Here is a 20693-nt window from a genome sequence, read left to right as displayed (position 1 = left end):
GCCGCGGACGACAGGCCGTGCCCCGGCCGAGGACTGTCCCTCCGGCGGGGACGGTGGCCGGCCCCGGGCGAGAGGCCCTGCTGACCGTGTGCCGCTCAGCGCGAGCGCTGCGCCGCCGCGAGCTCCGCGTCGTCCAGGGCGGGGTAGGACGGGCCGTGCTCGCCGAGTACGGTCACGCCGCGCCGCACGTTGTAGTACACGTCCCGCAGCGTCCAGCTGCGCAGGGCCGTGCGCTCGCGCCGCGGGACGGACTGCCGGCCCACGGTGGCGAACACGAAGAGCAGCGCCAGGAGGTAGAGTCCGCCGACCATGAGGAGCTCCTTCTCGCGACCATCGTCGCGTAAGGGTCTAAACTGTTGATGACACTCACGCTAGCCGTGGAAGGGATAAGTAGTCAAGTGCATTTTGCCTATGACACTGAAGACGTGCTCGAGTCCGACGTGGCGCTGATGAACACCGCGCCGGGGGCCTCCCGCTCCGGGGAGGACGAGCTGGTGACCACCGCGCAGCTGCGGGCCCTCCTCGAGCAGCACGGCTGGTCGGGGCGCTTCGACCGTGACGAGCACGAGCTGGCCGAGGTGCGCGAGGTCCGGGGCGAGCTGCGGCGGGTCTGGGCCCTGGACCGGGACGCCATGGTGGACGCGGTCAACGCCGTGCTCGACACCACCGAGCTCGCCCCGCACCTGGCCCGGCACGACGGGAAGGACTGGCACCTGCACGCCTCACCCTCGGACGCTCCCCTGGCCGCCCGCCTGCGCCTGGAGACGGCGTTCGCCCTCGTGGACGTGATCCGCGCCGACGAGACGGACCGGCTGCGCGAGTGCGGGGCCGAGGACTGCGGCGGGGTGCTCCTGGACCTCTCCCGCAACCGCTCCAAGCGCTTCTGCAGCCAGCGCTGCGCGAACCGCACCAACATGACCGCCTACCGTCGGCGGCAGGCCTCCGACACGGACACGGACGACCGCCCGGACTCCGGCGCCGGGGCGTGAACCGGCCCGGCTGACCGGCCGGCGCGGCGGGCGGAGCGTCGTCGTCGTTCGTCACGGACCGCGCCGCCGGACGCTCATCTCCATGATTTTCTATCGAACGCTTCCTAAGCTGAGCGAGTGAAGGAATCCTCGCTCGTCGCCGTCGTGTTCGTCGCCGCCCTCGCCCTGGGCGGCGGCACCCTCGCGGCCCAGATCACCTCCCAGTCCGACGAGGAGGTCCAGGCGGCGCCGCTGCCCTCGTGCACCGTCCTCGACCGGTCCGAGCTGGTTCCCGGGACCGGCGCCCTCTACGGCGTGAACCTCGACTGGGAGGACAAGCCGCTGGCCGACTACGCCGACCGGCTCGGCCACCGGCCCGCCGTGTCCGTGTCCTTCACGGGGTTCCCCTACGACGAGCGCGGGCACGACCACCTGCGGATGGCTGCCGACCAGGTCCGGGCCCACGGCCGGATGCTGCTGCTGACCCTCGAGCCCGAGGACGGGCTCGCCGAGGTCACCGACGACGCCGTGCGGCAGCTGACCACCGACCTCGCGGCGATCAACGACTCCGGGGTGCCGGTGGTCGTGCGCTTCGCCCACGAGATGAACGGCTCCTGGTACGCCTGGGGCCACCAGCCGACCGCCTACGTGGAGGCCTATCGGCGGGTGGCGGACGCGGTGCACGAACAGGCCCCCGGCTCGGCGATGATGTGGGCCCCGAACTACGGGGGCGGCTACCCGTTCGCCGGTGGGCAGCACGAGGCCGAGCCCGGCAGCGCCGACTTCGCGGCCCTCGACACCGACGGGGACGGCGCGCTGACCATGGCCGACGACCCGTACGCCCCCTACTACCCGGGGGACGACGCCGTGGACTGGGTGGGCATGTCCCTGTACCACTGGGGCGACCAGCACCCCTGGGGCGAGAACGAGCTGCCCGAGCCCGGCAAGTTCGCCGCCCAGCTCACCGGCGCCTACGCCGGCGCCGGCGGCGACGACCGCGCCGTCCCCGACTTCTACGCCGAGTACGGGCAGCGGCGCGGCAAGCCCGTGGGCATCCCGGAGACCGCCGCCCTGTACAACCCCGCCGCCGGCGGCGCCGACGAGCTGGCGATCAAGCAGGCGTGGTGGGGCCAGGTCTTCGACGAGTCGATGCCGGAGGACTTCCCGCAGCTGAAAATGATCAGCTGGTTCGAGTGGGACAAGCACGAGGTCGAGATCGACGGGCCGGTGGACTGGACGACCACCAACACCGCCGCCGTCCGGGACGCCTTCACCGCGGATCTGCCCGACTGGCTGCACTGGGGCCCCGAGGAGAGCTGCACCCCGGCCGGTTCCTGACCCGCCTGCGGTCGGGGACGCGGCAGGAGCACACTGGGTCCATGAGGATGATGCTGCTGACCGCGGGCACCCGCGGCGACGTGGAGCCGTTCGCCGCCCTCGCCCGCTTCGCCGCCGACCACGGCCACGAGGTCCGCCTGGGCCTCCCCGACTCCTCCGGCGTGGACCTGTCCGGGCTGGACACCGTCAGCCTGGAGGTGGACTTCCACCGGCTGGTCCAGGAGCACGGGATCTCGCCGTGGACGGCCGTGCGGCACTTCCGCACCGAGGTGGGCCCCGGGATGCGCCGGATGCTGGCCGCCGCCGTGCGGGAGACGCTCGCCTTCGCGCCGGACGTGGTGGTCCACCATCCCAAGGTGCTCACGGCGCCCGCGGTGGCGCAGGCCCTCGGCGTCCCGCACGTGGTGGTGGAGGCCGTTCCCGTGCTCACCCCCACCCGGCAGTTCCCGGCGCCCGGCGTGGTGAACCGGGACCTCGGCCGGTTCAACCGCGCCACCTACGCGGTGGCCCGCGGTGCCGAGCGGATGTTCCGCCGGGACATCGACCAGGCCTGCGCCCCGCTGCCCGGCGGCCGGCCGAGCACCGTTCCCGCCCCGGCGGCGACCCTGCTGCCCATCAGCCCGCAGCTGCTGCCGCGCCCGGCCGACTGGCCGGCCTCCGTGCACCTCACCGGGTCCTGGCACACCGACGGCCCGGTGCCGGAGCTCGAGCCCGCCGTGCGCGAGTTCCTCCGGGGCGGGGCCTACCTCGTGGCGACCTTCGGTTCCATGGCCTCCGGGGACGCGCTGGCCCGGGGGAGGGCGGTGGTGGAGAGCGCCCGCGCCCAGGGTCTGCGGACGCTGCTGCTCACCGGGTGGGGCGGTCTCGCGCTGCCGGACGACCTCCGGGGCGACGTGCTCGCCGTCCCGTCCCTGCCGCTCGACGCGGTGCTGCCCGGTGCGGAACTGGCCGTCCACCACGGCGGGGCCGGGACCGTCCACACCGTGGCCCGCGCCGGCGTCCCGCACGTGGTGGTGCCGTTCCTGGCCGACCAGCCGTTCTGGGGGCGGCAGCTCCACAGCATCGGCCTGGCCGCCGCGCCCATCCCGCAGAAGAAGCTGACGGCCGAGCGGCTCACCGCGGCGATCGGCGGCGCCCTGGGGTGCCGTCCCGCCGCCGAGCGGGTGGGTCTCGACGTGCGGAAGGAGCGCGGACTGGAGGCCGCGCTGTCCGTGCTCACCTCCTGCTGAGCCTCGGAAGCCGCCCACCCGGTGTAGTTTGCTTTTGAGAATGCACAGCTGCCCGGCACCGAGCCCGGTGCACCGAGGGGCGAGGACACGCATGGACGCCGACGAGCGGGCAGAACGCACCGCAGCAGTGGAGCGGTTGCGAGCCATGGCCCGCACCCAGGCGCGGGACGGAGCGGAGGGGGCTCAGGAGCTGGAGCATGCCCTCGCTTTCCTCGGGGAGCTCGACCTCCGGACGCTGCGGGAGATCGAACGGGAGCTCGCCCGCCCCGACAGCATCATCACCAGGCCGGACACGGGAGCCCACGGGGGTCTTGCGACTTTCCTGGGCGCCCGGTACGGTGCGGCGTTCCCCGCGTCCCGATACCACCCGAGCACACCGGTCCCGCAGATCCGGGCCCGCCTGCTGGACACCCTGGTGTTCCGGGAGATCCGGACAGCCCACGGCAGCACGATGTTCGACCGTTCCGTGCGCGGGGTCCAGGGCGCTCTGGGCCTGTCCCCGCGCGACAGTCTCGCGGAGACGGGCTTCCCCGAGTACGGAGCGGCGGCCGTGTTCCTGCTGCTCGACGTCGCGGCGTCCTTCGCGACCGTGCAGCTCAGCAAGACGTCCGCCCACATCACCGCGTCCATGGGCTATTCGGGAATGGATGCCTACGCGGACGCCCTCGACGCCTGCCACTTCATGACCGCGGCCTTCGCCAAGCACCTCCTGCGGTCCCCACCGGATCCCGACAAGCTGGTGACCATGGCGGCGCGCGGGCGGCTGGACGGCTACGGCATCTCGCCCACGGATCTCGACGGCGACCGGCTGCGCACCGAACTCTCGAAGCTCCGGGACCGACTGCCTGAGCTGAGCAGTCCGTACTCCTCCTGGGGACCCGCCGGGGACGCCGTCCGCCGTCAACCCCCGGACACCGCCGGACGGGAGGACGACGTGCGGCAGTCCTTCAGCGTCTCCCGGCGCCCGGGCCGGCCCCGGACTGCCGGCGAGGCCGAGCAGCACCACCTGTCCCGCAAGGACTGGTCCTGGTGGGTGCGCGAGCACCGGGCTCAGCTGGCACCGGTGCTGGCGATTGCCGCGATCGCGATCTTCTGGTGGTCGGCGCGGGCGGCCGCACTCGAGCTCTCGGGCAGGCTCATCGTGCTCGCAGGCCTGATGGGGGCCATCGCCGGCGCCGCACTGGCCGCTCTCCTCGGCTCCCGGGCGCAGGCCTTCTTTCGGGCGGCCGAGGGGCTCAGCGAGTACACGGTGCTGCAGGGTCGGCGCGACGCGCAGTTCCTGCGCGCCTTGCGGACGCTGCGCCCGGACCTCTTCATCGGTGCCCGCCACGCCGGCTTTCCCCGGCTCGTCACCGTGGTGGTCGAGCGCAACGGCGTGCTGTTCCTGGGCCGTGGCGCGCGTCCTTCTGTGGTCGCGGCGTTCCACTGGTTGCACGTCCCTCGGGTCACGGCCCCCGAGGTCCCACCCGGGACACCCCGCCGGCGAGCGCACCGAGTGGCCTTCGAGGTCCGCAAGGACGGGGCCGAGGTGGCGCTCAGTCTTCCGCTCGAGCGGGCGAAAGTGGCCTGGACGCAGCGCAGCTACCTCGAGAACAAACCGCTGGAGGCGGTGCTCTCGCTCCTGCAGGGCCTGCGGCACACCTGGGCGCTGCCCTCGATCGGCACACGCAGCAGCGGCGAGGACGTGGACACCTCCGCGCGCCTGCGCCTGCTGAGCGGCGCCGACGAGCTGGCCGGCACCCGTTGGGAACAGGAGGCCCTCGACTGGGAGTTCGGCCCCCGTCCGCCGCTGGAGCTCGCGGGTGCCCCCGCGGCACGCCGGAAACAGGTCGTGCTGGCAGCGGTCATCGTGCTCATGGCGCTCGGGTGCGTCCTCGTCCCGCCGGTGCTGTCATGGCTCGTCAACTGATTCGGGCAGTTCCTCCAGTAACTCCAGTTCCTGGAAAAACTGCTGCAGACGCTCAATCGCGCTGAGTCGTCAATCCCGAATTCTTGCGCACGGGAAATCCAGACGATTTCGGTCCACGAGCCTTTCACCCTGTGGGCCGCGCATTCTGAAAATGCTGACTGACGTGCTCAAACACTGAAAAGGTCATCTACTCGGTTAGTCTCTGTCCCGTACAGGGACCCCGAATGGGGGACAACTATTCATCCGGGTGTCAGTCGAAGCGCCCACAAGCCGGAGGAACACGCGCGTGGAGCCCATGTTCGGATCAGCGCCTCTTGTCTTGGTGTTGGCCGCCGGTCTCGTCGGTGCGGTCGCGGGATGGTTCTTGCCCCGTGTCGTCCTGCGGTACAGCCCTGTCACGGACGAGCCCACCTCTGCGCCGTCCCGTCCACTGCTGGCTGTCGCCACGGCGGCACTCTTCGTCATGGTGGCCTCGTTCTTCGGGCTCAGCTGGGAAGTTCCGGCCTATCTCTTCTTCGCGGCGGTCGCGGTGGTCCTCACTGTGATCGATCTGCGCCACCACCTCCTGCCCAATGCCGTGGTGCTGCCGGCACTGAGCATCGGGTTCGTGCTGCTCGCGCTCGCCGCCACAGGGGAAAGCGCCTGGGGCGCACTGCTGCGCGCCGTGCTGGGCGCTCTCGCGCTGTTCGTCCTCTACCTCGTGCTGGCACTCATCTCGCCGGCCGGACTCGGCATGGGCGACGTGAAGCTCGCCGCCGTGCTGGGGCTGTTCCTCGGCTTCCAGGGGTGGGGGGCCCTGTTCGTCGGGGCAGTCCTGGCTTCCGTGGTCGGCATGGTGGTGGGCCTCGCCGTGCTGGCGTCCCGCCGTGGCGGTCTGCGCAGCGACGTCCCGTTCGGCCCGTCGATGCTCGCCGGCGCCCTGGTGGCGGTCGTGTGGGGAGAGTCGCTGGCGCGGGAGTACCTGCTGCCGGGTTTGTACTGACGCCGTTCGGGGGACAAGTGTGCCATGGCGGCAGTAGATGCAGATCGATGCACTTTGCCACTAGGCATTACGTCTGTTTTTGACGTCCCCCAAAGTGTATGCATCCGAATGCTTGTGTCTTTGCTGGAGCAAAGTCTAATCTTCTTACAGGTCAGTAGCCCGGTACGGGGAGCCTCTCGCAGGCAGTGTCGGAAACAGCTGAAGACCCACTCCACCCTTTCTCCGCTTTGCTAAGGAGCTTTCTCATGCTGTCTCTTTTCATCACCATCCAGGCCTTCTTCACCGACACCTTCGAGCGTATCGAGCGCAACGAGAAGGGCGCCACCGCCGTGGAGTACGGCCTGCTCATCGGTCTCGTTGCCATCGCCATCGTTGTCGCGCTCGTTGCTCTCGGGCCGGCGATGGAAGAGCTCGTCAAGGACATCGCCGCCAAGCTCAACATCACCGTGTAGTCACAACGGCATCTATTGCGCCGCGGCGGCCCTCGTCCGGGCCGCCGCGGCGTTCGACTTCCAGACCTTGGGGGAGGGGCGATGAAAGAACAGAAATCGGAACGGGGCGCCGTTGCTATTGAGTTTGCACTGGTTTTGCCACTGTTACTGACGATCATCTTCGCCATCATCGAGCTCGGCCACGCCTACAACGTCCAGATCAGCGTGACGCACGCTGCCCGTGAAGCAGCACGCACCATGGCGGTCGAACAAGTCTGGTCGGACGCAGTCACGGCCGCTCGGGACTCCTCGCCATCCCTGGACCCCGCCGACCTGTCCTTGACCCCAATTCCTGCCGCATGCTCCCCCGACGCCACCATCGAGGTCAGGGCCCAGTACCCGTTGCCGGGTCTCACCGGACTTATGCCATCTGGCATCACGGTCACCGGAAAGGCGGCCATGCAATGCGGCGGGTGATGGACCGTCTGTGTCACGAGGCCAATGGTGGAATTTCCGTGATGGTAGCCCTCCTGCTCGTGATCCTGCTCGGTACCGCCGCCATCGCGGTCGATGCAGGCGCCATGTATGCCGAGCGGGCGGAACTGCAGAATGGAGCTGACGCCGCGGCTCTGGCCATAGCACAGGAGTGCGCCAAGCCTGTCGGTTGCGTGGATGCTGCGGGGATTGCCGCCCTGTATGCCAATGAGAACGCCAAGGACGGCGCGAGCAATGTCGCAGACCTGACCTTTCCCACTGCCAATGCGGTTCGTGTTCAGTTGTCCAGTCGGGATGCGGATTCAGGTGCAGGATCTCTCGCACTTTCCTTCGCGCCCATCCTTGGCATCGACGACACCACTGTGGGTGCCCGCGCTGGAGCCAGGTGGGGCGTGCCGCTTTCCGGACCGGCTACTCTGCCGATTGCCATTTCTCCGTGCGAATTCACCGAGGACGGCCAGTGGCATTTGCTCCGTATGAAAGAACCAGGCAGCACCAGCGCGTGTGCTGGACCAGCTGGCCAGAACGTGCCCGGAGGCTTTGGATGGATCGGCAACGGCAACGACAGCACTTGCACTGAGTTCGTGACAGCAGGAAATACCATTGCCAGCGACCCCGGGGGCAACGTTGCCGGCGGATGTGAACAAGTACTCGAAGACCTGAAGACCAACCCGAACAAGATCATGCTGCTTCCGGTGTACGACCAGGTGACCGGGACGGGTTCTGGAGCAACCTACCGGATCCGGGCCTGGGCGGCTTTTGAGGTGGGGGGCTGGCACCTCAGCCCGAGTGTCAAGTACAACAACACGACCGGGACCACCACCGGGGGGCTGACCTGCACGCCGAGCTGCACTGGCATCATCGGTCGATTCCTCACTTACACCACCCTGGAAGACGGGTTCCAGGCCGGAGGCTCCAGCGAATACGGCGCCTCCTTCGCCTCCCTGACCGAGTAGAAAGTTCACCCCGTGAAAGTACGTGTTATCGCCGCCGTCATGGCTGCACTCCTTGCCGTGGTCGGTGCCGTTCTCGTCTCCGGCTATGTCCGTGCCGCCGACGCACGTGCACTTGAAGGCACGGAAACCAAGGAAGTTTTCGTGGTCGAGACCGGGGTTCGAGCTGAGATGCCCGTCGAGGAGCTGACCGAGCACCTGCGCCGGCAGACCCTGCCCGTCTCCGCGCTGGCCGAGGATGCCGTGACAGATCTCGCCGAGTTCGAGGGCCGGGTCACAGCCGTCGAGCTCCGGCCCGGTGAGCAGTTGCTGGGCAGTCGGCTCGTCACCCTCAACTCACTTCAGGAGCCGGGCCGTGTGGCGGTGCCTAAGGAACTCCAGGAGGTCACCATCCAGGTGAGCGCCGATCGAGTGGTCGGTGGGCAAATCAAGGCCGGCGACTTCGTGGGTGTGTTCGCCTCCTTCGACCAAGGACCCGGGGACAAGCCCGCCACGGAGCTGGTGTTCCACCGGGTTCTGGTCACCAGCATCCAGGGCGCGCCGGTCGCTGCCGCTGAGGCGAGCGGTGAGGAAGAAGTTGCCCCGGGCGCGCCTCCCGTCCCCGAGGGAGCAATGCTCGTCACGCTCGCGCAGGACGCGGCTGACGCCGAGAAGACCGTGTTCGCGGCGGAGTTCGGCAGGATCTGGCTGTCGAACCAGCCCGTGGACGCCAAGTGGAACGACGACGGAGCCAGCATGGAGGACTTCTTCAAATGAGCAGATTCCTACTCGTCACCTCGGACGTGACCTTCGAGCAGCGCGTGCAGACGGCCATCGCCGGCCGGGTTCCCGGTTCGGTGCAGACGGTCTACAACGCGCAGGTACCGGACACTCCGGACGAGCTCTTGCGCAAGGTGGTCGGCGAGCTGCCGTCGGTCCTCCTGCTGGGGCCCGGGGTCGACCCGGGATCCGCTCTCCGTCTGGCGTCCGTGTTCGACGTGCAGCACCCTGAGATCAGCCTCGTCCTCGTCGCGGACGCGGATCCCACGCTCGCGCTGGCGGCCATGCGATCCGGAGTGCGCGACATCCTCGAACCTCAGGCGGAGGCCGACGTCATCCGGGTCCTGCTCGAGCGCGCCTGCCACAGTGCTGACAGCCGGCGGCGTGGTCTGATCCCCGACCCGTCTCTGGACGCCGCACCGTCCCGCCTCGGTGGCCGGGTGATCGCGGTGACCTCGCCCAAGGGCGGTGTCGGTAAGACCACGGTGGCCACCAATCTGGCCGTCGGTCTCGGGAAGCTCGCGCCCATGTCGACGGTCCTCGTGGACCTGGACGTGCAGTTCGGCGACGTCGCCGCGGTGCTCAACCTCACGCCCGAGCACACGCTCACCGATGCGGTGACTGGTGCTGCCGCGCAGGACACCATGGTGCTCAAGGCCTTCCTCAGCGTTCACCCCACCTCGATATACGCCCTGTGCACGCCTGACTCGCCGGCCGAGGCGGATCTCATCAACGCGAATCAGATCGGGCACATGCTGGACCAGCTGGCCAGCGAGTTTCAGTTCGTCGTCGTCGACACAGCGCCGGGCCTGGGCGAGCACACCCTCGCAGCGCTGGAGTCGGCGACCGACGTGGTGTTCCTTTCCGGCATGGACGTCCCCGGAGTCCGCGGTCTTCGCAAGGAGATCGATGTCCTCACCGAACTGCAGATGCTGCCCGGCTCCCGGCACATCGTGGTCAACATGGCGGACCGCGCAAGCGGTCTCAGCGTGCAGGACATCGAGGCCACCGTCCGGACGCCGGTGGACGTGGTGGTGCCGCGGTCGAAGGCCGTGACCTACTCCACCAACAAGGGCGAGCCGATCCTGCAAGAGGCCTCCCGGGACAAGGCCGCGAAGGCTCTCAGCCAGCTCGTGGCCCGCTTCGACCCTGCTCACTCCAAGGCACCCCGCAAGGCCCTGCACCGACGGGCGGTGCTCCAGTGAAGCTCTCGCAACGACTCGATGCCGCTCGTGGAGTGACGCCTCCGCCAGTTGCCGAGCCCGCCTCGGAAGCCAGGGCGGCACTGGAGGAGGCCGAGGACTTCGCGTCGACCTTCGTCGTGGAGGCGCCATCCGTCCCGGTCTTGGTGACCCCGGCGTCCGACGCTCTCGGCGCGCTCAAGGACCGGGTGGCCGAGGCGCTGTTCGAGCGCATCGGCAGCCGGCTCAACGACTCGGGACTGACCGAGGCTTCCCTGCAGGTCTACGCCCGCGAAGAGCTGACCCAGATCGTCGACGCCGAGCAGGTGCCGCTCACCGTCGAGGAGCGGCAGCGCCTGGTCCGCGAAATCAGTGACGATGTGCTCGGCTTCGGCCCGTTGCAGCGTTTCCTGGACGACGAATCCGTTACGGAGATCATGGTTAACGGTCCGGACCACATCTTTATCGAGCAGGGCGGTCGGGTCGGTCTCAGCAACGCGCAGTTCAAGTCAGAGGAGCACCTGCGCCAAGTCATCGAGAAGATCGTCTCGAAGGTGGGCCGGCGCATCGACGAGTCCTCACCCCTCGTGGACGCCCGACTCGAGGACGGTTCCCGCGTCAACGCCGTCATTCCACCTCTGGCGGTTAACGGGTCCTCGCTCACCATCCGCAAGTTCGCCGCCGACCCGCTCAAGGTCGCCGACCTCGTCCGTTTCGGCTCGATGTCACCGGAGATGGCGGAGCTGCTCAACGCCTGTGTCAAGGCGCACCTCAACATCCTCATCTCCGGCGGCACGGGTACGGGCAAGACGACCCTCCTCAATGTCATGTCCTCGTTCATTCCGCACGACGAGCGGATCATCACCATCGAGGACGCCGTCGAGCTGCAGCTGCAGCAGGAGCACGTGGTGCGTCTGGAGAGTCGTCCGGCGAACATCGAGGGCAAGGGCGAGATCACCATCCGCGACCTCGTCAAGAACTCGCTCCGCATGCGCCCGGACCGCATCGTCGTCGGCGAGTGCCGCGGTGGCGAGGCGCTCGACATGCTCCAGGCCATGAACACCGGTCACGACGGATCGCTGTCCACCGTCCACGCGAACTCGCCTCGGGACGTCATCGCCCGCCTGGAGACCCTCGTGCTCATGGCGGGCATGGACCTTCCCCTGCGGGCCGTCCGGGAACAGATCGCCTCGGCCATCGACGTCGTCGTCCAGCTGACGCGACTTCGCGACGGCACCCGCCGCGTTACCCACATCACCGAGGTGCAGGGTATGGAAGGCGAGATTGTGACCCTCCAGGACGCCTTTGTCTTCGACTACAGCGCGGGTGTGGACGCCAACGGGCGGTTCTTGGGCAAGGCCATCCCCACCGGGGTGCGTCCCCGGTTCGTGGACCGTTTCGAGGACCTCGGCATCCACGTCTCGCCCAGGGTCTTCGAGATGCCTGAGACAACGACACCAGGGCGGGCGCGCTGATGGTGGTCGTCCTCGGGGCCCTTCTGTGTCTGATGGCCTTCCTGCTGCTGCTGTTCATCACGTTCAGCTCCTCCACGCCCCGGCTCCCCATGGACCGGCGACGGCCGCCGCGCCTCGACGAGGCTCCGCCGTCCGTGCTCAGCCGCGTCACCGGGATCACCACCAGCGCGATTGCCGACACGCTGAACCGCCACGGTTGGACCCGGTCCATCACCGACGCCTTGGACAGGGCCGGACTACGCCTCTCCCCGGCCGACTTCCTCGTGCTGGTGGGTGCTGCGGGGCTGGTCTCCGCCATTCTCGGCTTCTTGGTCGGCGGACCGCTGCTCGGCCTGTTGCTGCTGATACTGGCGCCGCTTGGTGGGAGGGTGTTCCTGGGACTGGCCGTCGGCAAGCGCCGACGAGCCTTCGCCGACCAGCTCGATGACACCCTGCAGCTGTTGGCAGGCAGCCTGCGGGCCGGCCACAGTCTCCTGCGCGCCGTCGACGCCGTCTCACGGGAGGCCCAAGCGCCGACCAGCGAGGAATTGGCCCGTGTGGTCAACCAGACCCGTCTTGGTCGCGACCTCAACACGGCCCTTGACGAAACGGCGGAGCGGATGGCCAATGAGGACTTCAGCTGGGTCTCGCAGGCCATCGGCATCCACCGGGAGGTGGGCGGTGACCTCGCCGAAGTCCTCGACCAGGTCGGTCACACCATCCGGGAACGCAACCAGATCCGCCGCCAGGTCAAGTCCTTGAGCGCGGAGGGCAAGCTGTCCGCCTACATTCTGATGGCCTTGCCGTTTTTGGTTCCCGGAGCAATGAGCCTTTTGAATCCGTCCTTTTTCACACCGATGTTTCAGAACCCTATCGGATGGGGTTTGTTGGCCCTCGCCACCGTCATGCTCGTCATCGGTGGGCTATGGATGCGCAAAATCGTCAGCTTCAAGTTCTAGTCACTTTATTTCCCTCACAGTTCCAGGAGTGATCCCGTGGCCCCGACTCTCATGTACGCCGTTGTGGCCCTCGGCGCAGCATTGGCGCTGGCCCTATGGGCGGTGTTCAGCACCGCCGGTGCGTCTGCGCGTCAGGTGCGGGACAATTTGTCCCGTGGTTTCAGTGCCGAGATTGCCGCTGTCGGCGGATCTACCCGACCCACATTGGGCACTCTCCACCGTCTGACGACGCCTAAGGGCGTGGCCCGGCTCGATCGGCTGCACGCACTCGCTGGCCGCCCTGCTGCATGGCCCCTCTCACGGTTGCTCGCCGCCAAGCCGCTCCTGGCAGGGGTCGGTCTACTTCTTGGAGTGCTGCTGCTGGCTGGCAACGCCAGCGGTAGAATGCTCGCTCTCGTCATCGTGGTCACTGCCGTGGCCTACTTCGTGCCCGATCTTCTCCTCTACAGTCGCGGTATCGAACGCCAGCGGGCAATCGGTCTGGAGTTGCCCGACACGCTGGACCAGATGCTGATCGCGGTGGAGGCCGGGCTCGGCTTCGAGTCCGCGATGTCCCGGGCAGGGGAGAACGGTAAGGGGCCGTTGGCCGAGGAACTCCAGCGCACGCTGGGGGACATGCGGGTCGGTGTGCCCCGAAAGGACGCCTACCTCGCGATGGAGGAGCGGACCAACGTGCCGGATCTGCGCAACTTCACGCGAGCCGTGGTCCAGGCGGACGCCTACGGAATCTCCATCAGTTCGGTACTCCGAACGCAGGCGGCGGAGATGCGCATGAAGCGCAGGCAACGAGCCGAGGAGCAGGCCATGAAGATTCCAGTCAAAATTGTGGTGCCGCTCATGCTGCTCATCCTGCCCGTGCTGTTGCTCATGATCATGGGCCCCGTGGTGCTCAACGCGATGGAGCAGTTCTAGCACCGGCACATGGACGCGACCCGTGCGTCGTCGTCGCGACATGCGAAAGGCCCCGGACCGACTGGTCCGGGGCCTTTCGCTGGTGGTCGGGATGACAGGATTTGAACCTGCGACCTCGTCGTCCCGAACGACGCGCGCTACCAAGCTGCGCCACATCCCGTGAAGCATCCGGACTCAGCAGAAAAGATCTCAGCCGGAAACAACTGCTCCATCATAGCCATCTGGCCGCGCGGGTGGGAAATCGGGGTTCTGCGACGGTGTCGGCTCCGGGTGCTGTCCCCCAACTAGTGGACAAAAGTTATTGACCGGTCGGTAACCCATTTGTGAGCATGTGCAAATCCGAGTCATTCCTCGATGACTGTGAACCGCGTCACGGCCGGGCTACCTCCCGGCCGCCGCTCACCTGGAGGTTCCATGCCCGTCCGCAAGCCCAGCCACTGGATCACCGCGGCCGCCCTGGCCGGCGCCCTGACCCTCACGGCGACCAGTGCCGTCGCGGCCCCCACCCGCGACACCAGCAACAACAACACCACCCACAAGATCACCCAGGCCGTCTCCCAGCAGAAGCTCACGGAGCACCTGAACGCCTTCCAGTCGATCGCGGAGGCCAACGACGGCAACCGCGCCTCCGGCACCTCCGGCTACCAGGCCAGCGTCGACTACGTGGTCGAGAGGCTGCGCGCCGCCGGCTACACCCCGGAGGTCCAGGCGTTCGACTTCCCGTTCTTCCAGGAGCGCACCCCCGCCACGGTCGCCGCGGACGGCACGCATCTCGCCGCCGAGGACGTCGCGGTGATGACCTACTCCGGCACGGGCACCGTCACCGGCGCGGTGCAGGCGGTCGACACCACAGGGGCCCGGGTGGGCAGCACGAGCGGCTGCGAGGCGAGCGACTTCGCCGGCTTCGAAGCGGGCGACATTGCTCTGCTCCAGCGCGGCACCTGCTCCTTCGCGGTCAAGGCCGCGAACGCGGAGGCGGCCGGTGCGAGCGCCGTGCTGATCTTCAACACGGGCCTGCCGAACGCCGAGGACGCCGTCGCCGGCACCCTGGGCTCCCCGGAGGCCACGTCCCTGCCGGTGGTCGGCCTCAGCTACCAGGCGGGCGTGGACTTGCTGGACGCAGCCGAGGTCACGGTCGCCACGGACACCGTCTCGGCGACCCGCACCACCTACAACGTCCTCGCCGAGACCGGCTCGGGCGACCCCGAGAACACCGTGGTGGTCGGCGCGCACCTGGACGGCGTGCTCGAGGGCGCGGGCATCAGCGACAACGGCACCGGGTCGGCCGGCATCTTGGCCATCGCGGAGGCGATGGCCAAGACGAAGACCGAGAACACCGTGCGCTTCGCCTGGTGGGGCGCGGAGGAGCTGGGTCTGCTGGGCGCCGAGCACTACGTGACCGATCTGCGGGAGAACGACCCCGAGGCGTTCGAGGACATCGCGATGTACCTGAACTTCGACATGATCGGCTCCCCGAACTACGGGCGCTTCGTCTACGACGGGGACGCCTCCACCTTCGACCCCGGCGACACGAACGTCCCCGAGGGCTCCGCGGCGATCGAGGCGGCGTTCCACGAGCACTTCGCCTCGGTGGGGCTGGCCTCCGGGGACACCGAGTTCAGCGGCCGCAGCGACTACGGGCCGTTCATCGAGGCCGACATCCCCTCCGGCGGCCTCTTCACGGGCGCCGAGGGCGTGAAGACCGAGGAGCAGGCCGAGCTGTTCGGCGGCCAGGCCGGTGTCGCCTACGACTCCTGCTACCACTCCGCGTGCGACGACATCTCGAACGTGAACCTCCAGGGCATGGAGGAGATGTCCGACGCCGCCGCGGCGGTCGTCCTGCGCTACGCGATGTCCACCCACGACGTCAACGGCGAGGGCAAGCCCTACCGGCAGAAGGGCAAGGGCGCCGTCGGCCATCCCAAGGGCGACGACCGCGGCCACGGCCCGCACTCCGAGCACGGTCGCGGCCACGGGCACGGCCACGACAAGGCGGCCGCCTGACGGTCCCGAGGCCCAGCGAACGGCCCCGCCCCCGGCGCAAACTGCCGGGGGCGGGGCCGTTCGCTGCGCCACAATCCGCCCAACCGTTGTGCCGCTGACGAGCAGTTGAGATTCTGGGCACAGGGCTCCACCAGCACGATGGAGCCGACCCCACGGTCGAGCCCCCGATCGGCCCCTGCCCCGGGAGATCCCATGCGCCACCGCACCCACCACCACCGGACCGTGGCCGCCGCCACCCCGACCGCGACGGGGTGGTCCCGATGACCGCGGCGGGCGTGCCCGTCGGGAAGGTGCTGGAGCACCTCGAGGTGTTCCAGGCCATCGCCAACGCGAACAACGCCAACCGCGCCTCGGGCACGTCCGGCTACCGGGGCAGCGTGGACTACGTGGTCGGCCGGCTGCGGGCCGCCGGCTACGCCCCGCAGGTCCAGGAGTTCACCTTCCCCTTCTTCCAGGAGACCGCCCCGGCCACGGTCAGCGCGGGCGGACGGCAGCTTCCCCCGACCGACGTGGCGGTGATGACCTACTCCGGCTCCGGGACCGTGACGGCGTCGGTGCAGGCCGTGGGGACGACTGGCGGGAAAGCCGCGAGCACCAGCGGGTGCGAGGCCGGGGACTTCGCCGACTTCGTGCCGGGGAACATCGCGCTGCTCCAGCGGGGCACGTGCGCCTTCGGGGTGAAGGCCGCCAACGCCCAGGCCGCCGGGGCCTCCGCGGTGCTGATCTTCAACACGGGACTGGATGGCGCGGAGGACGCGGTCGCCGGCACCCTGGGCGATCCCGGCGGGGTGAGCGTCCCCGTGGTCGGCCTGAGCTACGCGGCCGGCGTGGCCCTGCTGGGCGGGGGCGAGGTGACGGTCAGCACGCAGACCGTCTCCGAGAGCCGGGAGACGTTCAACGTCCTCGCCGAGACGGGCTCCGGCGACGGGGAGCGCACGGTCATGGTCGGGGCCCACCTGGACAGCGTCCCGGAGGGCCCCGGGATCAACGACAACGCGTCCGGCTCCGCGGGCATCCTGGCCATCGCCGAGGCGCTCGCGGGCACGGAGACCGCCAACCCGGTGCGCTTCGCCTGGTGGGGCGCGGAGGAGTTCGGCCTGCTCGGGTCCCGCCACTACGTCACGGACCTGAAGACCAACGACGCCGGGACGCTCGGGAACATCGCGCTGTACCTGAACTTCGACATGATCGGCTCCCCGAACCACGGTCGCTTCGTCTACGACGGCGACGCCTCGGCCTTCGGCCCGGAGGACGGCTCGGTGCCCGCCCCGGCGGGCTCGGCCGCGATCGAGGCGGCCTTCCACGAGCACTTCGGCTCCGTGGGCCTGGCCTCGGGCGAGACGGAGTTCAGCGGCCGCAGCGACTACGGGCCGTTCATCGCCGAGGGCGTCCCCTCCGGCGGTCTGTTCACGGGGGCGGAGGGGATCAAGACCGTGGAGCAGGCGGCGCTGTTCGGCGGCCGGGCCGGCATCGGCTACGACTTCTGCTACCACGCGTCCTGCGACGACCTCAGCAACGTCGACCTCCGGACGCTGGAGGAGATGACCGGCGCGGCCTCCGCCGTCGTCCTGCGCTTCGCGAACTCCACCGAGGACCTCGAGACGGAGGGCCGGCGGCTGCTCGGCATCGTGGCGCCCGTTCCCCCCGCCGCTGTCGACCAGGGCCGCGGCCCCAGCAACGCCGCCGCGCAGAGGCAGACCGAGTGAGGCGGCCGCACTGAGACGGATGCGGTTCCCGGCGCCACAATCCGTCCGGTCATTGTGCCCCTGACCTGGAGCTGAGATCCTGTGCGCAGGACTCCACCCGTCCGATGGGGCCCATGACGGACACGGTCGAGCCCCCGATCGGCCTCAGGCCCCGGGAGGCCCCATGCCGCACCCCACACCCCGCCGATGGACCGTGGCCGCGGCCCTGGCCGGCACCCTCGCGTTCACCGTGCCGAGCGCCGTCACGGCGGCTCCGGGGGAGGCCGGCGACGCCGGAGCGCTCGCCCCGACCGCCGCGGCCGTGCCCGTGCAGCAGGTGCTGGACCACCTCGAGGTGTTCCAGGCCGTCGCCCACGCCAACGGCGGCAACCGGGCCTCGGGCACCCCGGGCTACCGGGGCAGCGCGGATTACGTGGTCGGCCGGCTGCGCGCCGCCGGCTACGCCCCGCGGGTCCAGAGCTTCTCCTTCCCGTTCTTCCAGGAGGTCGTCCCGACCACCGTGGCCGTGCCCGGCCCGGGCGGTGTGCCGCGGACCCTGACCGCGGCGGAGGCTGCCGTCATGGTCTACTCCGGGTCCGGCACGGTGACCGCCCCGGTGCAGGCCGTGGACACCACCGGCGCCCCGGCGGCGAGCACCAGCGGCTGCGAGGCCGAGGACTTCGCCGGCTTCACGGCGGGCAGCGTCGCCCTGCTCCAGCGGGGCACGTGCACCTTCGGGGTGAAGGCCGCCAACACCCAGGCCGCCGGGGCCTCCGCGGTGCTGGTCTTCAACACCGGTCTGCCCGGCGAGGAGGGCGTGGTCGCCGGCACGCTCGGGGAGCCCGGCGCCACGACCCTCCCGGTGGTCGGTCTCAGCCATGCGGCCGGGACCGCCCTGCTGGGCGGTGGCGAGGTGACCGTGACGGCGCAGACCGTCTCCGAGAACCGCGAGACCGTCAACGTCCTCGCCGAGACGGGCTCGGGCGATCCCGGGAGCACGGTGATGGTCGGCGCCCACCTGGACAGCGTCCCCGAGGGCGCGGGCATCAACGACAACGGCTCGGGCTCCGCGGGGATCCTGGCCATCGCCGAGGCGCTCGCGGGCACCGAGACCGCGAACACGGTGCGCTTCGCCTGGTGGGGCGCGGAGGAGTTCGGCCTGCGCGGCTCCCGGCACTACGTCGCGGACCTGAAGACCAACGACCCCGCCGCGCTGGAGGACATCGCGGTGTACCTGAACTTCGACATGATCGGCTCCCCGAACCACGGGCGGTTCGTCTACGACGGCGACCACTCCGCGTTCCCGCCCGTGCAGGGCCCCGACGGCCCCGTGATCGCCCCGGCGGGCTCGGCCGCGATCGAGGCGGCCTTCCACGAGCACTTCGGCTCCGTGGGCCTGGCCTCCGGTGAGACGGAGTTCAGCGGCCGCAGCGACTACGGGCCCTTCATCGCCGAGGGCGTCCCCTCCGGCGGTCTGTTCACCGGCGCCGAGGGGATCAAGACCGCGGAGCAGGCCGCGCTGTTCGGCGGCCGGGCCGGAGTCGCCTACGACTTCTGCTACCACGGCGCGTGCGACGACCTCGCCAACGTCGACGCCCGGGGACTGGGCGAGATGACCGACGCGGCGGCAGCCGTGATCCAGCGCTTCGCGGCCTCCACGCGGGACGTCGACGGCACGGGGGGGGACGAGAGCGCGCAGCAGGACGGACGCGGGCTCCCGCTCGGCCCGGCCACCGCGGACCAGGGGAGCGGCCCGCACAGCGCCGCTGAAGACGTGCCGGTGCAGTGAGCGGCGGGAGGTCGGGGCCGGGCGGCCACCGACCTTCCTCTGCACAGTCGTTGTCGGCGGGGGCGGTCGCGTTCCACGACGGCAGGACGAGTTCCTCCGAAGCACCCGCGCTGCCACCGCGGCTCCGCGCCCCATTGCTCACCCGGCCACCGGGTGGGAGGGTGAGGCCATGACTCCTCCCCGGACTCCCGACCGCTCGGCGCCGACCCGCCGCGGCGTCCTGTTCGACGTCGACGGCACCCTCATCGACTCGAGCTACCTGCACACCGTCGCCTGGTGGCACGCCTTCAACCAGGCCGGGCACGACGTCCCCATGCACCGCATCCACCGGCTCATCGGCATGGGCTCGGAGCAGCTGATCGACGAGCTGCTGCCCGCGGACCGGGACCGGGACGGGGACGACGCCATCGGCGCGGCCCACGGGGCCCTGTTCTCCGTGCACTGGCCGGGGCTCAAGCCCACCCGCGGCGCCGCCGAGCTGCTGCGCCGCTGCACCGACGCGGGGCTCGTGGTGGTGCTGGCGTCGTCGTCGAACGTCACCGAGGTGGCCGCCATGCGGGAGGCCCTCGGCTCGGACGACCTGCTCACGGCGGTCACGACCGCCACGGACGCCGAGCACAGCAAGCCCGCCCCGGACATCTTCGCCGCGGCGCTGGAGGCTGGCAACCTGCGCCCCGAGGACGCGATCGTGGTGGGGGACGCCCGCTGGGACGTCGAGTCCGCGTGGAAGCTCGGCCTCGACGCCGTGTGCCTGACCAGCGGCGGGATCAGCGAGACGGAGCTGCGCGAGGCCGGGGCCGTGGCCGTCTACGCGGACCCGCAGGCCCTCCTCGACGACTTCGAGAACAGCCCCCTGGGCCGGCTCGTCCCGGCAGGCTGAGCGCCCCCGCCGGCTCCCGCGCGGACCGTGCCGCGCACCACCGCGAACGAAAGGCCCCGGAATGACCACCGACGACAGACCCGTCCTCGTGTTCGACGTGAACGAGACCCTCTCCGACATGCGCCCCCTGCGCCACGCCTTCGAGGAGGTCGGGGTGCCGGGGGAGCTGGCGGCCACGTGGTTCGCCTCCGTCCTGCGGGAGGGCTTCGCGCTGGCGGTCCACGGCGAGGCCCAGCCGTTCTCCGTGCTGGGGCAGGAGACGGCGCGCGCGCTCTTCACCCTGCACCGGCCGGCCGGGGACGTGGCGGACGCCGTGGCCCGGGTCCTGGACGCCGTGCAGCGGCTGCCCCTGCACGCGGACGTCCCGGACGGGGTGCGTTCCCTGGCCGACGCCGGGTTCCGACTCACGGCCCTCACCAACGGCTCCGCGGCCACCGCCGAGGGCCTGCTCGAGCGCGGGGGCGTGCGGCAGCACTTCGAGCGCGTCTGCTCCGTCGAGGAGGCCCCCTGCTGGAAGCCGGCGTCCGAGGCCTACACCTGGGCGAGCGGGGCCTGGGGCGTGCCGCCGGAGCAGATGCTCATGGTCGCGGTGCACCCCTGGGACCTGCACGGCGCCGCCCGGGCGGGGCTGCGCACGGCCTGGATCGACCGGCACGGCTCGCCCTGGCCGGCGTACGCGCGCACCCCGGACCTCAGGGTGTCCGGGGTGCGGGAGCTCGCCGCGCGGCTGGCGGCCGGCGGCGCCGGGCTGACGGCCTGACGGCT

Annotated in this window: 19 protein-coding genes and 1 tRNA gene; 18 read left to right on the top strand and 2 right to left on the bottom strand. The window is 70.0% G+C overall.

Annotation, left to right across the window (positions count from 1 at the left end; translation table 11 throughout):
• Window positions 1-95: 95 nt before the first annotated feature.
• Window positions 96-311 carry a hypothetical protein gene (locus tag CK505_RS11815; protein WP_095651175.1) on the bottom strand — a complete coding sequence of 72 codons (216 nt, stop codon included), beginning with the start codon at window positions 309-311 and terminating at the stop codon, window positions 96-98.
• Window positions 312-425: 114 nt separating this feature from the next.
• On the opposite strand from CK505_RS11815, the gene CK505_RS11810 reads away from it, so the two are divergent.
• The 13 genes from CK505_RS11810 (at window position 426) to CK505_RS11750 (ending at window position 13570) form a co-directional block, all read left to right on the top strand.
• Entirely contained in the window at window positions 426-989 is a 564-nt protein-coding gene (locus CK505_RS11810) for a CGNR zinc finger domain-containing protein (RefSeq protein ID WP_229587051.1), read from the top strand.
• Window positions 990-1106: 117 nt separating this feature from the next.
• Entirely contained in the window at window positions 1107-2306 is a 1200-nt protein-coding gene (locus CK505_RS11805) for a glycoside hydrolase family 26 protein (RefSeq protein ID WP_095651174.1), read from the top strand.
• A 41-nt stretch (window positions 2307-2347) separates the two neighbouring features.
• Window positions 2348-3535, top strand: a complete 1188-nt coding sequence (locus CK505_RS11800) for a glycosyltransferase (protein ID WP_255250946.1) — start codon at window positions 2348-2350, stop codon at window positions 3533-3535.
• Between the two features lie 91 nt (window positions 3536-3626).
• The gene (locus CK505_RS11795) at window positions 3627-5444 is read left to right on the top strand and encodes a hypothetical protein (RefSeq protein WP_141246815.1); all 1818 of its coding nucleotides are present in this window, start codon (window positions 3627-3629) and stop codon (window positions 5442-5444) included.
• 463 nt (window positions 5445-5907) lie between these two features.
• Window positions 5908-6426, top strand: a complete 519-nt coding sequence (locus CK505_RS11790) for an A24 family peptidase (RefSeq protein ID WP_255250945.1) — start codon at window positions 5908-5910, stop codon at window positions 6424-6426.
• Between the two features lie 245 nt (window positions 6427-6671).
• Complete coding sequence (locus tag CK505_RS11785; RefSeq protein ID WP_095651170.1) at window positions 6672-6878, top strand: Flp family type IVb pilin; 207 nt, start codon at window positions 6672-6674, stop codon at window positions 6876-6878.
• Between the two features lie 81 nt (window positions 6879-6959).
• The gene (locus CK505_RS11780; protein ID WP_095651169.1) at window positions 6960-7334 is read left to right on the top strand and encodes a TadE/TadG family type IV pilus assembly protein; all 375 of its coding nucleotides are present in this window, start codon (window positions 6960-6962) and stop codon (window positions 7332-7334) included.
• Entirely contained in the window at window positions 7334-8308 is a 975-nt protein-coding gene (locus tag CK505_RS11775; protein WP_255250948.1) for a pilus assembly protein TadG-related protein, read from the top strand. Before CK505_RS11780 ends, CK505_RS11775 begins: the two co-directional genes overlap by 1 nt.
• A 12-nt stretch (window positions 8309-8320) precedes the next feature.
• Window positions 8321-9061, top strand: coding sequence for a Flp pilus assembly protein CpaB (locus tag CK505_RS11770; protein WP_095651167.1), 741 nt, complete (start codon window positions 8321-8323; stop codon window positions 9059-9061).
• Window positions 9058-10269, top strand: a complete 1212-nt coding sequence (locus CK505_RS11765) for an AAA family ATPase (protein ID WP_095651166.1) — start codon at window positions 9058-9060, stop codon at window positions 10267-10269. Before CK505_RS11770 ends, CK505_RS11765 begins: the two co-directional genes overlap by 4 nt.
• Complete coding sequence (locus CK505_RS11760) at window positions 10266-11720, top strand: CpaF family protein (RefSeq protein ID WP_095651165.1); 1455 nt, start codon at window positions 10266-10268, stop codon at window positions 11718-11720. The genes CK505_RS11765 and CK505_RS11760 overlap by 4 nt, the downstream gene beginning before the upstream one ends.
• A gap of 32 nt (window positions 11721-11752) precedes the next feature.
• A complete protein-coding gene (locus CK505_RS11755) occupies window positions 11753-12658 on the top strand; it encodes a type II secretion system F family protein (protein ID WP_255250944.1) in 906 nt (301 codons plus the stop codon).
• A 36-nt stretch (window positions 12659-12694) separates the two neighbouring features.
• Window positions 12695-13570: a type II secretion system F family protein gene (locus tag CK505_RS11750; RefSeq protein WP_255250943.1), complete on the top strand. Its 876-nt coding sequence runs from the start codon at window positions 12695-12697 to the stop codon at window positions 13568-13570.
• A gap of 83 nt (window positions 13571-13653) precedes the next feature.
• Here CK505_RS11750 and CK505_RS11745 read toward each other — a convergent pair.
• Window positions 13654-13730, bottom strand: a tRNA-Pro gene (locus CK505_RS11745).
• Window positions 13731-13984: 254 nt separating this feature from the next.
• Here CK505_RS11745 and CK505_RS11740 point away from each other — a divergent pair.
• From CK505_RS11740 to CK505_RS11720, 5 genes are all read left to right on the top strand, one after another.
• The gene (locus CK505_RS11740; protein ID WP_095651163.1) at window positions 13985-15574 is read left to right on the top strand and encodes a M20/M25/M40 family metallo-hydrolase; all 1590 of its coding nucleotides are present in this window, start codon (window positions 13985-13987) and stop codon (window positions 15572-15574) included.
• 260 nt (window positions 15575-15834) lie between these two features.
• The gene (locus CK505_RS11735) at window positions 15835-17280 is read left to right on the top strand and encodes a M28 family peptidase (protein ID WP_095651162.1); all 1446 of its coding nucleotides are present in this window, start codon (window positions 15835-15837) and stop codon (window positions 17278-17280) included.
• A gap of 163 nt (window positions 17281-17443) precedes the next feature.
• Window positions 17444-19048 carry a M28 family peptidase gene (locus CK505_RS11730; protein WP_095651161.1) on the top strand — a complete coding sequence of 535 codons (1605 nt, stop codon included), beginning with the start codon at window positions 17444-17446 and terminating at the stop codon, window positions 19046-19048.
• Between the two features lie 169 nt (window positions 19049-19217).
• Complete coding sequence (locus tag CK505_RS11725; protein ID WP_095651160.1) at window positions 19218-19928, top strand: HAD family hydrolase; 711 nt, start codon at window positions 19218-19220, stop codon at window positions 19926-19928.
• A gap of 61 nt (window positions 19929-19989) precedes the next feature.
• Window positions 19990-20688: a haloacid dehalogenase type II gene (locus tag CK505_RS11720; protein ID WP_095651159.1), complete on the top strand. Its 699-nt coding sequence runs from the start codon at window positions 19990-19992 to the stop codon at window positions 20686-20688.
• Window positions 20689-20693: the final 5 nt, after the last annotated feature.

Origin of the sequence: Kocuria sp. WN036 (genome assembly GCF_002287015.1) — a bacterium.
GTDB classification, from domain to species: domain Bacteria; phylum Actinomycetota; class Actinomycetes; order Actinomycetales; family Micrococcaceae; genus Kocuria; species Kocuria rosea.
The sequence above is the reverse complement of the archived record's forward strand: the minus strand, read 5'-3'. Positions and strand labels throughout refer to the sequence as shown.